11 protein-coding genes are annotated in these 11,488 nt (G+C 70.1%); 9 read left to right on the top strand and 2 right to left on the bottom strand.

Translation table 11 applies throughout. From position 1 onward, the window contains the following. The 4 genes from AC2SGK_RS08110 to AC2SGK_RS08125 are packed head-to-tail and all read left to right on the top strand — an operon-like array spanning position 1 to position 4,559. Positions 1 to 1,515 (top strand): glycerol-3-phosphate dehydrogenase, encoded by a 1,515-nt coding sequence (locus AC2SGK_RS08110; protein ID WP_488323081.1) that lies wholly within the window; start codon positions 1 to 3, stop codon positions 1,513 to 1,515. Then, positions 1,512 to 2,444 (top strand): sugar phosphate isomerase/epimerase family protein, encoded by a 933-nt coding sequence (locus AC2SGK_RS08115; RefSeq protein WP_488323209.1) that lies wholly within the window; start codon positions 1,512 to 1,514, stop codon positions 2,442 to 2,444. Before AC2SGK_RS08110 ends, AC2SGK_RS08115 begins: the two co-directional genes overlap by 4 nt. Positions 2,445 to 2,466: 22 nt before the next feature. Next, complete coding sequence (locus tag AC2SGK_RS08120; protein WP_488323082.1) at positions 2,467 to 3,606, top strand: iron-containing alcohol dehydrogenase; 1,140 nt, start codon at positions 2,467 to 2,469, stop codon at positions 3,604 to 3,606. After that, positions 3,606 to 4,559 (top strand): sugar-binding transcriptional regulator, encoded by a 954-nt coding sequence (locus AC2SGK_RS08125; RefSeq protein ID WP_488323083.1) that lies wholly within the window; start codon positions 3,606 to 3,608, stop codon positions 4,557 to 4,559. The genes AC2SGK_RS08120 and AC2SGK_RS08125 overlap by 1 nt, the downstream gene beginning before the upstream one ends. Before the next feature lie 118 nt (positions 4,560 to 4,677). On the opposite strand, the gene tkt is transcribed toward AC2SGK_RS08125, so the two are convergent. Continuing rightward, positions 4,678 to 6,702, bottom strand: a complete 2,025-nt coding sequence (tkt, locus tag AC2SGK_RS08130) for a transketolase (RefSeq protein ID WP_488323084.1) — start codon at positions 6,700 to 6,702, stop codon at positions 4,678 to 4,680. A 132-nt stretch (positions 6,703 to 6,834) separates the two neighbouring features. Between tkt and AC2SGK_RS08135 the strand changes: the two genes are divergently transcribed. Genes AC2SGK_RS08135 through fba form a run of 5 tightly spaced genes read left to right on the top strand, consistent with a single transcriptional unit; the run spans position 6,835 to position 10,830 of the window. Then, on the top strand, positions 6,835 to 7,605 hold the full coding sequence (locus AC2SGK_RS08135) for a DeoR/GlpR family DNA-binding transcription regulator (RefSeq protein ID WP_045982702.1): 771 nt from the start codon (positions 6,835 to 6,837) through the stop codon (positions 7,603 to 7,605). Beyond that, a complete protein-coding gene (locus AC2SGK_RS08140) occupies positions 7,602 to 8,363 on the top strand; it encodes a triose-phosphate isomerase (RefSeq protein WP_488323085.1) in 762 nt (253 codons plus the stop codon). Before AC2SGK_RS08135 ends, AC2SGK_RS08140 begins: the two co-directional genes overlap by 4 nt. After that, the gene (gene derI / locus AC2SGK_RS08145; RefSeq protein WP_488323086.1) at positions 8,360 to 8,821 is read left to right on the top strand and encodes a D-erythrulose-4-phosphate isomerase; all 462 of its coding nucleotides are present in this window, start codon (positions 8,360 to 8,362) and stop codon (positions 8,819 to 8,821) included. The genes AC2SGK_RS08140 and derI overlap by 4 nt, the downstream gene beginning before the upstream one ends. Next, positions 8,821 to 9,789: a class 1 fructose-bisphosphatase gene (locus tag AC2SGK_RS08150; protein ID WP_488323087.1), complete on the top strand. Its 969-nt coding sequence runs from the start codon at positions 8,821 to 8,823 to the stop codon at positions 9,787 to 9,789. The genes derI and AC2SGK_RS08150 overlap by 1 nt, the downstream gene beginning before the upstream one ends. A 6-nt stretch (positions 9,790 to 9,795) precedes the next feature. After that, positions 9,796 to 10,830 carry a class II fructose-bisphosphate aldolase gene (gene fba, locus AC2SGK_RS08155; protein WP_045982706.1) on the top strand — a complete coding sequence of 345 codons (1,035 nt, stop codon included), beginning with the start codon at positions 9,796 to 9,798 and terminating at the stop codon, positions 10,828 to 10,830. Here fba and AC2SGK_RS08160 read toward each other — a convergent pair. Beyond that, a complete protein-coding gene (locus tag AC2SGK_RS08160) occupies positions 10,824 to 11,384 on the bottom strand; it encodes an arylesterase (protein WP_488323088.1) in 561 nt (186 codons plus the stop codon). The genes fba and AC2SGK_RS08160 overlap by 7 nt on opposite strands. Positions 11,385 to 11,488 lie beyond the last annotated feature (104 nt).

Consider the following 11,488-nt stretch of genomic DNA (forward strand, 5'->3'; position numbering starts at 1 on the left):
ATGACCCAAGCCCCCGACATCATCGACCTGTTCGTCATCGGCGGCGGCATCAACGGCGCGGGCGTCGCGCGCGATGCCGCGGGGCGGGGCCTGTCGGTCGTGCTGTGCGAAAAGGACGACCTGGCGCAGGGCACCTCGTCGCGCTCGGGCAAGCTGGTCCATGGCGGGCTGCGCTATCTGGAGTACTACGAGTTCCGCCTGGTCCGCGAGGCGCTGATCGAACGCGAGGTGCTGCTGGCCGCGGCCCCGCACATCATCTGGCCGATGCGCTTCGTGCTGCCGCACAGCCCCGACGACCGGCCCGCCTGGCTGGTCCGGCTGGGGCTGTTCCTCTATGACAACCTGGGCGGGCGCAGGAAGCTGCCGGGCACGCGCACGCTGGACCTGCGCCGCGACCCCGAGGGCGCGCCGCTGCTGGACAAGTATCACAAGGGCTTCGAATACAGCGACTGCTGGGTCGATGACGCGCGGCTGGTGGTGCTGAACGCGGTCGATGCGGCCGAACGCGGCGCGACGGTGCTCACGCGCCATGCCTGCGTCTCGGCGCGCCGCGAGGACGGGCTGTGGACCGTCACCACCCGCAGCGAGGCCGGGGAGGAGCGCGTCTTTCGCGCCCGCTGCCTGGTCAACTGCGCGGGGCCCTGGGTCAGCGACATCATCACCCGCGTGGCGGGGTCGAACTCGGCCCGCAACGTGCGGCTGGTCAAGGGCAGCCACATCATCGTGCCGAAATGGTGGGCGGGGACCAATGCCTATCTGGTGCAGAACCACGACAAGCGCGTGATCTTCATCAACCCCTACGAGGGCGACATGGCGCTGATCGGCACCACCGACATCGCCTATGACGGCCGGGCCGAGGACGTGACGGCCGACGATGCCGAGATCGACTATCTGCTGGCCGCCGTGAACCGCTATTTCAAGGAGAAGCTTCGCCGGTCCGACGTGATCCACAGCTTTTCGGGCGTGCGCCCGCTGTTCGACGACGGGCAGGGCAACCCGTCGGCGGTCACGCGGGATTATGTGTTCGACCTGGACCGCACGGGCGGCGCGCCGATGCTGAACATCTTCGGCGGCAAGATCACCACCTTCCGCGAGCTGGCCGAACGCGGCATGCACCGCCTGAAGGAGGTGTTCCCGCAGATGGGCCCCGACTGGACCGAGACCGCGACCCTGCCGGGCGGCGAGATCGCCAATGCCGATTACGAGAGCTTCGCCAACCTGCTGCGCGAGCTGCACCCCTGGATGCCGCGCGCGCTGGTCCAGCATTACGGCCGCCTCTACGGCGCGCGGACCAAGGATGTCGTGGCCGGCGCCATGAGCCTGTCGGGTTTGGGGCGCCATTTCGGCGGGCAGCTCTACGAGGCCGAGGCGCGCTATCTGGTCGCCAGGGAATGGGCGCGCCGCCCCGAGGACATCCTGACCCGGCGCACCAAGCATTATCTGCACCTGACCAAGGACCAGCAGGCGGCCTTCGCCGCATGGTTCGACGACACCCTGGCGCCGGAGATCGCCTGATGCTGACCCTGTCGCTGAACACCAATCCGCTGGTCAACCGCTTTGCCGATCCGGACGACCTGATCGACACGGTCGCGCGCGATCTGCGCATCCGCGACCTGCAGCTGACGCATGAGTTCATCAATCCCTCCTGGCCCGCGCCGGTGATCCGCCGCCTGACCCGGCAGATGCGTTCGGCGCTGGACCGCACCGGTGTGCGCGTCACCAGCGGCATGACCGGACCCTATGGACGGCTGAACCATTTCGGCCATCCCGACGCGGATGTGCGGCGATACTATGTCGACTGGTTCAAAACCTTCGCGGACATAACCGCCGATCTGGGCGGGCGGTCGGTGGGCACGCAGTTCGCGATCTTCACCTATCGCGATTACGACGACCCCAACCAGCGCGAGGACCTGATCCGCATCGCCATCGACTGCTGGTCCGAGGTCGCGGACCATGCGCGGGCCGCGGGACTGGATTACGTCTTCTGGGAGCCGATGAGCGTCGGGCGCGAGTTCGGAGAGACGATCCCCGCGGCCCTGGCGCTGCAGGACCGGCTGAGCGCGGCCGACATGGCGGTGCCGATGTGGATGATGGCCGATATCGACCATGGCGACGTGACCAGCCCCGATCCCGACGACTACGACCCCTATGCCTGGGCGCGCGCGGTGCCGCGCGTCAGCCCCATCATCCACATCAAGCAGTCGCTGATGGACAAGGGCGGCCACCGCCCCTTCACGGCCGAATTCAACGCCAAGGGCCGCGTCCAGCCGGAACCCCTGCTGGAGGCGCTGGCCCAAGGCGGTGCCGTCGACAACGAGATCTGCCTTGAGCTGTCCTTCAAGGAGCGCGATCCCAACGATCGGCAGGTCATCGCCCAGATCGCCGAAAGTGTCGCATTCTGGGCGCCGCATATCGACACCGGGGCGGATACGCTGAATATCTGAGCCATCATTGACAGGACGCCCCATGCCCCAGCCCTTCGCCTTCGCCACCGCCACCGAGATCCTGTTCGGCCGGGGGCAGGCGGCGCAGGCCGCCGCACGGGTGGCGGCCCTGGGGCGGCGGGTGCTGCTGGTCCACGGCCGCGACCCCGGCCGCAGCGCGGCGCTGGCCCGCGATCTGGCCGCGGCGGGCTGTTCGGTGGCGACCTTCGCCGTCCCGCATGAACCCGACATCGCCCTGATCGCGGCGGGCGTCCGGGCGGGCGCGGGGGTGCAGGTCGTCGTCGCGATGGGCGGCGGGGCGGTGATCGACGCGGGCAAGGCGCTGGCGGCCTGCCTGACCATGTCCCGCCCGCTGATGGATCATCTGGAGGTCGTGGGCCGGGGCCTGCCGCTGGACCACCCGCCGCTGCCCTTCGTGGCCATCCCCACCACCGCCGGCACCGGGGCCGAGGTGACCCGCAATGCCGTGATCGGCGTCCCCGAGGCGCGCCGCAAGGTCAGCCTGCGCGATGCGCGGATGCTGCCCGCGCTGGCCATCGTGGACCCGGCCCTGACGGACGGTTGCCCGCGCGCGGTGACGCTGGCCTCCGGGCTGGACGCCATCACGCAGGTGATCGAGCCCTATGTCAGCGCCCGCGCCAACCCGCTGACCGACGCGCTGTGCCGCGACGCGATCCCGACCGGGCTTGCGGCCCTGATCCGCCTGATGGATGCGGAGGACGCCCAGTCCCGCGACGCCATGGCCTGGACCAGCCTCTGCGGCGGGCTGGCGCTGGCCAATGCGGGGCTGGGGGCGGTCCACGGGCTGGCGGGGCCTTTGGGCGGGCTGACCGGGGCGGCGCATGGGGCGATCTGCGGGGCGCTGCTGCCGGCGGTGCTGCGCGCCAACCGCGCCGCGGTCGCCGATCCGGCGCGGCTGGATCAGGTCGCCGGCTGGATCGGTGCGGCCTTCGGGGAACCGGGCGCGGACATGGCGCGGGCCACGGCGCTGCTGGACGACTGGTCGCGGGGCTGCGGCCTGCCGGGTCTGTCGGACCTGGGCATCGACGCGGCCGCCTGCGATGCGGCGGCCGAGGCTGCGGCCGCGTCGTCGTCGATGAAGGCCAACCCGGCGGTCCTGACTGCCGCCGATCTGCGTGCGCTGATGCGCGAGGCCGCGTGATGGGGCGGCGCGGACCCATCGACCCCGAGCAGAGCCTCGCCATCCGCGCGGCCTGGCTGCACTATGTCGGCGGGCTGACCCAGGCCGCGGTCGCCAAGCGCCTTGGCCTGCCCGGCGTCAAGGCGCATCGCCTGATCGCGCGCGCGGTGGCCGATGGCGTGGTCAAGGTGTCGATCGACGGCGAGATCGTGGAATGCGCCCTGCTGGAGGACCGGCTCTGCGCGCGCTACGGGCTGGACCGTTGCGAGGTGGCGCCGGACCTAGGCGAGGAGGGTATGCCGCTGCGCGCCCTGGGCCTGGCCGGCGCGGCCTTCCTGCGGCGCGAGATCGAACGGGGCGACCATTCCACCATCGGTCTGGGCCACGGCCGGACGATGGCCGCGGCGGTCCAGCAGCTGCCCCGGATCGAGGCCGCGGGCGTGCGCTTCGTCTCCGTCCTGGGCGGGCTGACGCGGAACTACGCGGCGAACCCGCATGACGTGATGCACAACCTGGCCGAAAAGACGCGGGCGCAATCCTTCGTGCTGCCGGTGCCGTTCTTCGCCAATTCCGAAGGCGACCGGGCGGTGCTTCTGGCGCAGCCGGGCGTGCGCGACATCTTCGATCTGTCGAACAGCGCCTCCCTGAAGCTGGTGGGGATGGGCACGGCGGATGCCAGCGCGCAGCTGGTCGCGTCGGGCATGATCGAGCGCCACGAGATCGACGAGATCAACGCGGCGGGCGGCGTGGCCGAGATGATGGGGCATTTCTTCGACGCCGACGGGCGCGTCCTGGAGACGGCGCTGAGCGCGCGGACCCTGTCGGTGGACCTGCACCACGACCACGGTCACCAGATCGTCGTGATCGCGGGCGGTGCGGAGAAGGTTCCGGCAATCCGCGCGGTCCTCAACAGCGGCCGGCTGTCCGGCCTGATCACCGACGAGATCACGGCCCGCGCCCTGATGGCGGAGTGACCAGAACGGGGACGGGTCGGGGAAACCCCGACCCGGTCGCTGCCGCTGGGCCCCGCGCGCGCGCCTTGCGCGCGTGGGGAGCATCGTGGCAAGGCCGCTTGCGGCCTTGGCCTTTGGATCAGTGACCCGTCACCAGGCGGGCGCGGGCGATGATCGCCTCGGGGGTGATGCCGAACTCCTGGTACAGCCGGTCGATCGGGGCCGATGCGCCGAAGCCGGTCATGCCGATCACGTCGTCCTCGGTCGCCACATAGCGGGTCCAGCCGAATTTGCCCGCAGCCTCGACCGCGATGCGGGGCGCGGTGCCCAGCACCTGGGCGCGGTAATCCGCGTCCTGCGCCTCGAACAGCTCCCAGCTGGGCATCGACACCACGGCCACGGCCATCCCCTCGGCGGCCAGCGCCTCGGCGGCCTCCACGGCGATGGCGACCTCGGTGCCGGTGGCGATCAGCGTCACGTCGCGGCCCTCGCCGAACTGGCGGATCACATAGGCGCCCTTGGCGGTCAGGTTCTCGGACCCGGCCTCCGTGCGCAGCTGCGGGACGTCCTGGCGGGACAGGGCCAGCAGCGACGGCACGGTCCGGTTGCGGATCGCGATGTCCCAAGCCTCCAGCGTCTCGACCGTGTCGGCGGGGCGCAGGACGGTCAGGCCGGGGATGGCGCGCAGGGACGCCAGATGCTCCACCGGCTGGTGGGTCGGGCCGTCCTCGCCCAAGCCGATGCTGTCATGGGTCATCACATAGATCGTGCCGACCCCCATCAGCGCCGACAGGCGGATCGCGTTGCGGGCATAGTCGGAAAACACCAGGAACGTGCCGCCATAGGCGATCACGCCGCCATGCAGGTTCAGCCCGTTCATCGCGGCGGCCATGCTGAACTCGCGCACGCCATAGCCGATGTAGCGGCCTGGCGCCTCGCGCGTGTATTGCGTGTCGACGGCCTTGACGCGGGTCAGGTTCGATCCGGTCAGGTCGGCCGATCCGCCGATCATCGCGGGCACGGCCGGGGTCAGCGCCTCCAGCGCCATCTGGCTGGCCTTGCGGGTCGCGGCCTTCTTGGGCGTGGAGAACAGCGCGTCGCGGGCGGCGGCGAGGGCCGCGTCATAGCCCTCGGGCAGGGCGCCCGACAGGCGCTGCGTCAGGGCCGCGCCCTTGGGGGATGCGGCCAGACGGGCCTCCCAGGCCTCGCGATCCTTGGCACCGCGCGCACCGATTTCGCGCCACTGGGCGCCCAGGTCCTCGGGGATCACGAAGGCCTCGTGGTTCCAGCCCAGGGCCTCGCGGGTCAGCGCGCCCTCATCCTTGCCCAGGGGCGATCCATGCACGGAATAGCTGCCCGCGCGGTTGGGAGAGCCGAAACCGATGATCGTCTTCATCGCGATCAGCGAGGGCTTGCCCGTCTCCGCCTTGGCGGCCTCCATCGCTGCGTCCAGAGCGCGCCCGTCATGGCCGTCGCAGCTCTGGACATGCCAGCCGCAGGCCTTGAACCGTGCCGGGATGTCTTCGGAGAAGCTGACCGAGGTCGGGCCGTCGATGGTGATGCTGTTGTCGTCATAGAGAACGATCAGCTTGCCCAGGCCCAGATGGCCCGCCAGGCTGATCGCCTCCTGGCCGATGCCCTCCTGCAGGCAGCCGTCGCCCAGCATGACCCAGGTGCGGTGATCGACCAGGTCATCGCCGAACTCTCCGGCCAGCGCGCGTTCCGCCAGCGCCATGCCGACGGCGGTGGCCAAGCCTTGGCCCAGGGGGCCGGTCGTGGTCTCGACGCCCTTGGCGTGGCCGTATTCCGGATGGCCCGCGGTGATCGCGCCCCATTGGCGGAAATTCCGGATCTGCTCCAGCGTCATGTCTTGGTACCCGGTCAGGTGCAGCAGGCTGTAGAGCAGCATGGACGCATGCCCGTTCGACAGCACGAAGCGGTCGCGGTCGGGCCAGTCGGGATTGGCCGCATCGAACTTCAGGTGGTTGCGGAACAGCACCGTGGCGGCATCGGCCATGCCCATGGGCGCGCCGGGATGGCCGCTGTTGGCGGCGTTCACGGCATCGATGGTCAGCGCGCGGATGCAGTTCGCCAGCGCGAAGTTCTGCGGGTCCAGATCCGCCTTGGCGGCGATGGCGGGGTCTTTGGGGGTGTCTAAGGGCATGGCGGTCCTCCTGTCGCGCCCTCCATAACGCGGCCCCGGCATCATCACAACAAAAAATCACAAAGTCACAATCTGAGTGTTGCCACGCACGCGGATCATGTTATGAAACCGGCGGACCAGGGGAGGGTGCGGGTGAAACGCGAGGAACGTAGGCAGGCGATCATGGATCTGCTGGTCGCGGCGCGCGCCGTGGACCTGGACGATCTGGCGGCCCGCTTCGCGGTCAGCAAGATGACCATCCATCGCGACCTGGACGACCTGGAACAGGCGGGCCTGCTGCGCAAGGTCCGCGGCGGCGCCACCATCGAGGCCGGCACCCAGTTCGAGAGCGACTTCCGCATCCGCGCCCTGCAGGACGGCGAGGCCAAGATCCGCATGGCCCATGCCGCCCGCGCCCTGATCGAGCCGGGGATGACCGTGATGGTCAATGACGGCTCGATGGCGGCGCTGCTGGGCGCCAGCCTGACGGAATGCGCGCCCCTGTCGGTCATCACCAACAACGCCGCCGTGATCGAGCGGCTGAAGGATGCGCCGCGCGTCACGCTGATCGCGCTTGGCGGCATCTACAGCGCCAAGTTCAACGGCTTCTTCGGCATGGTCACGGAAAGCGCGCTGGCCGGGCTGCATGCGGACCTGGCCTTCATCTCGACCCCCGCGGTGGCGGGGCTGCGGGCCTTCCACATGGACGACAACGCGGTCCGGGCCAAGCGCGCGATGATGCACGCGGCGGAACGCAGCGTGCTGCTGGTCAACCACGCGCGCTTCGGGCGCAGCGCGCTGCATGCGCTGGCCGACCTGACCGAATTCGACGCCATCATCACCGACGCGCCCCCCGCGCCCGAGGATCGCGCCGCGATCGACCGGGCGGGCATCGCGCTGACCATCGCAAAGGACCCCGCATGACCCCGTTCTGGATCGGCACCAGCTGGAAGATGAACAAGACCCTGGCCGAGGCGATGACATTCGCCGACGGCCTGCGCGGCACGCCCGCGCCCGCGGGCATCCAGCGCTTCGTCATCCCGCCCTTCACCGCCTGCCGCCAGGTGGCCGAGGCTCTGTCGGAAACCGACGTCAAGGTCGGCGCGCAGAACATGCATTGGGACGACGCGGGCGCCTGGACCGGAGAGATCAGCCCCGTGATGCTGACCGATTGCGGGCTGGACATCGTGGAGCTGGGCCACAGCGAACGCCGCGAGCATTTCGGAGAGACGGACGGGACCGTGGGCCTCAAGACCGCCGCCGCCGTCCGCCACGGCCTGATCCCGCTGATCTGCATCGGCGAGACCCTGGCCGAGCGCGAGGCGGGCCGTGCGGCCGAGGTTCTGGAGACCCAGGTCCGCGCCGCGCTGGAGCCGGTTGCCGGCTCCGACGCCCCGATCCTCCTGGCCTATGAGCCGGTCTGGGCGATCGGCGCGAACGGCATCCCCGCGACCTCGGATTACGCCGACGCGCGGCAGGCCGAGATCATCGCGGTCGCGCAGGACGTGCTGGGCCGCCCTGTGCCGTGTCTTTACGGCGGGTCGGTCAATCCGGGCAACTGCGCGGAACTGATCGCCTGCCCGCATATCGACGGGCTGTTCATCGGGCGGTCGGCCTGGGACGTGAACGGCTATCTGGACATCCTGGCGCGCTGCGCCGCAACCATCGGAGAGAACGCATGAAACTGGCAATCGCAGGGGACAGCGCGGGCGAAGGTCTGGCCAAGGTGCTGGCCGACCACCTCAAGGACCGCTTTGAGGTGTCGGAAATCAGCCGCACCGACGAAGGCCCCGACGCCTTCTATGCCAACCTGTCGGACCGGGTGGCCGCCCAGGTCATGGACGGCACCTATGACCGCGCCATCCTGGTCTGCGGCACGGGCATCGGCGTCTGCATCGCGGCCAACAAGGTGCCCGGCATCCGCGCCGCCCTGACGCATGACACCTATTCGGCCGAACGCGCCGCCCTGTCGAACGACGCGCAGATCATCACCATGGGCGCCCGCGTCATCGGACCCGAACTGGCCAAGGCCATCGCCGATGCCTGGCTGGCGCAGACCCGGAACTTCGACCGCAACGGCAAGTCGGCGGGCAACGTGGCCGCCATCGACGCGGTCGGCGCGAAATACGCAGGGCTCTGATGCTGCGCCTGCCGACGGACGGGCCCGCGACGGGGCCGCTGCTGGACGATGTGCTGGCGCGCGAGGGCGCGGCGGCCATCGTGGCGGCCATCGCGGGCGCGCTGCCGCCCCTGGCCGCGCGGCTGGCGGCGGGGCGCCTGCATGGCGACCCCGAGGCCATCGTCGGCACCAACGACAGCGGCGACCGGCAGAAGGCACTGGACGTCGCGGCCCATGACCACATGATCGCCGCCCTGCGCGCGGCGGGCGTGCGCCAGGTCCTGTCCGAGGAGGCGCTGGACGTCATTCTGCTGAACGACGGCGGCGCCTTCGACGTGGCGATCGACCCGATCGACGGCTCGGGCAGCATCGGCATCGGCGCGCCCCTGGGGATGCTGTTCAGCATCCTGCCCGCCGACCCGCAGGGGTTCGCGCGCACGGGCCGGGCGGTGGTGGCGGCGGGATACGCCTCCTTCGGTCATTCGGTCGATTTCGGCTGGTCCACCGGCGCGGGCGTCCATGTCGCGACCTGGGACGCGGAGGCCCAGGCCTTCCGCGTCAGCCGCCAGAACCTGCGGCTGAAGCCCCAGGCCTCGACCATCGCCTATAACGCCTCGAACGAGCGCCACTGGGCGCCGGGCCTGCAGGCCTGGGCGCGCGATCTGCGCGCGGGACGCGACGGGCCGCGCGGGCGCGACTTCAACATGCGCTGGCTGGCCGCCGCCGTGGGCGAGTTGCACCGCATCCTGCTGAAAGGCGGCGCGTTCCTCTATCCCGCCGATGCGCGGCCCGGATACGGCGACGGCCGGCTGCGGCTGATCTATGAATGCGTGCCCATCGCCTTTCTGATCGAACAGGCCGGGGGCCGCGCGACCGACGGGCATGGCCCGATCCTGGACCGCGTGCCGCGCGGGCCGCATGACTTCACCCCCCTGTTCTTCGGCGCGTCCGAGGAAATCGACGCGCTTCACGCCGCCCTTCAAGGATAACATCCCATGCCGATGATCACCCTGCGCCAGCTTCTGGACCACGCGGCCGAGCATGACTATGCCGTGCCCGCCTTCAACATCAACAACATGGAGCAGGGCCTGTCGGTCATGCAGGCGGCCCAGGCCACGCGCAGCCCGGTGATCCTGCAGGCCAGCCGCGGCGCGCGGGCCTATGCCAATGACGCGGTGCTGGCCGGGCTGATCGCGGGCCTGGCGCGGGCCTATCCCGACATCCCGATCTGCATGCATCTGGACCATGGCAACGGGTTGGAGACCTGCGCCACCGCGATCCAGAACGGCTTCACCAGCGTGATGATGGACGGATCGCTGAAATCGGACGGCAAGACGCCCGCCGATTACGCCTACAACGCCGACATCACCCGCCGCGTGACCGAGATGGCCCATGCCTGCGGCGTGTCGGTCGAAGGAGAGCTGGGCGTTCTGGGCAGCCTTGAGACCGGCATGGGCGACGCCGAGGACGGCCACGGCGCCGAGGGCAAGCTCTCCGAGGAGCAGCTGCTGACCGACCCGGACGAGGCCGTGCGCTTTGTCGAGGAGACCGGCGTGGACGCCCTGGCCATCGCCATGGGCACCAGCCACGGCGCCTACAAGTTCACGCGCAAGCCCGATGGCGACATCCTGGCCATGCACGTGATCGAGGAGATCCATCGCCGCCTGCCCAACACCCATTTGGTGATGCATGGCTCCAGCTCGGTCCCCGAGGATCTGCAGGCGATCATCAACGCCCATGGCGGCGACATCCGCCCGACCTGGGGCGTCCCGGTCGAGGAGATCCAGCGCGGCATCCGCCACGGCGTGCGCAAGGTGAACATCGACACCGACAACCGCCTGGCGATGACCGCCGCGATCCGCCGCGTGATGGCCGAACACCCGGCCGAGTTCGATCCGCGCGCCTATCTGAAGCCCGCGATGGCGATGATGGCCCAGGTCTGCCGCGACCGGTTCGAGGCCTTCGGCACCGCCGGCAACGCCGACAAGCTGCGCCCGATGTCCCTGCCGGAGATGGCCGCGCGCTACTGATCCGCGCGGGCCAGCAGCTCCTCGACCTTGGGGCCGATCGCATCCACGATCTGTTCGACGCCGCGCGCGTTGGGGTGGATGCGGTCGTCCTGCATCAGGTCCGACAGGGACAGGCCCTGCGTGGCCTTTTCTCCGATCGGTCCCAGGAAGTCGGGGACCAGCACCGCGTCGTATTCAGTGGCTAGATCGGCATACATCGCCTCGAAGTCGCGTTTGAAATCGGGGCCGTAATTGCCCGGCGCGGGCAGGCCCGCCAGCAGCACGGGCACCCCCGCCGCCTGCGTCTTGTCCAGGATCGCCGCCAGGTTCGCGCGGCTGGAGGACGGGTCTATCCCGCGCAACAGATCGTTGCCGCCAAGCGCCACGATCATCGCGTCGGGCCCGTCCGCCAGCGTCCAGTCGATCCGCGCGGCACCCCCCGCGGTGGTGTCCCCCGACACGCCCGCATTGGTCACCGCGACGTCATGGCCGCGCTCGCGCAGCCACGCCTCCAGCATGGGCACGAACCCCTGATCCTGCGGCAGGCCGTATCCCTGCGTCAGACTGTCGCCCATCGCGGTCAGGCGCAGCGTCTCTGCGTCAGCAGGGGCTGCCCATGATGCCGCGATGGTGACCGCCAGCGCCGCGACGGCGGCCGTCAGGCGGTTGCCTTCGCGGG

It is taken from the genome of Paracoccus sp. NIOT.M2S5SZ12 (assembly GCF_057748165.1).